The sequence below is a fragment of the Yersinia sp. 2542 StPb PI genome (assembly GCF_048593855.1).
In the GTDB taxonomy this organism is placed as follows: domain Bacteria; phylum Pseudomonadota; class Gammaproteobacteria; order Enterobacterales; family Enterobacteriaceae; genus Yersinia; species Yersinia enterocolitica_E.
The window spans coordinates 1-769 of the sequence record NZ_JAZGQA010000447.1 but is presented as its reverse complement, the minus strand read 5'-3'; the positions used below and the strand labels follow the sequence as shown (position 1 = coordinate 769).

The following is a 769-nucleotide window of genomic DNA, read 5'->3' as shown; positions in this document are numbered from 1 at the left end:
CAATGAATAGTATAATATATGACATAAGGATGAAAGTTATAGAGGGCTATTCATTTTCAGATTCACTTTCAAATTTTTCAAATGTTTTTAATCCATTATATAGGTCAATGATCACTGCTGGTGAACTGTCGGGGCATTTAGGTATGGTGTTGTCCCGACTTGCGGACCATATAGAACAAACGCAGAAAGTGAAAAGAAAAATTGGGCAAACACTTATATATCCGATTATTCTAATTTTAATGTCTCTCGGTGTAATCATTATCCTCTTATCGGTAGTTGTCCCGAATATAGTAGAGCAGTTTTCCTTAGAGAGTAATGCATTGCCTTTTTCGACACAAGTTCTCATGACAGTTAGCAACGGGATAAAGAATAATATATTGACTATTTTAATGTTGATCTCTGCTGCATTAATTGTAATTAATAGAATTTTGAAAATAAAGAAAATGAATGAACTCTTTGAATATTATTACTTGAAGATACCTCTGGTTGGAGAGATGATCATTAGGTTAAACATATCCCGTTATTTAAGAACATTAACTATTTTAAATGGCAATAACGTTGATTTAATCCAGGCAATAAAAATAAGTAACTCGGCATTGACGAATGAGTATATTAAATCACAGTTAAAAAGTACCGCTAAGTTAATTAACGAAGGCAGTAGTCTATCGTCTTCTTTAACTATTAGTCGAGTATTCTCACCTATGATAATACATATGATTGCATCAGGTGAACGAACTGGGACATTGGATGTTATGTTGGAAAAAGTGAC

1 protein-coding gene is annotated in these 769 nt (G+C 32.6%); it reads left to right on the top strand.

The window, feature by feature from the left end; genetic code table 11:
• Nucleotides 1-29: 29 nt before the first annotated feature.
• Nucleotides 30-769: type II secretion system F family protein (locus V1952_RS22210; RefSeq protein WP_420075590.1), on the top strand; the 740-nt coding region annotated here is incomplete at its 3' end.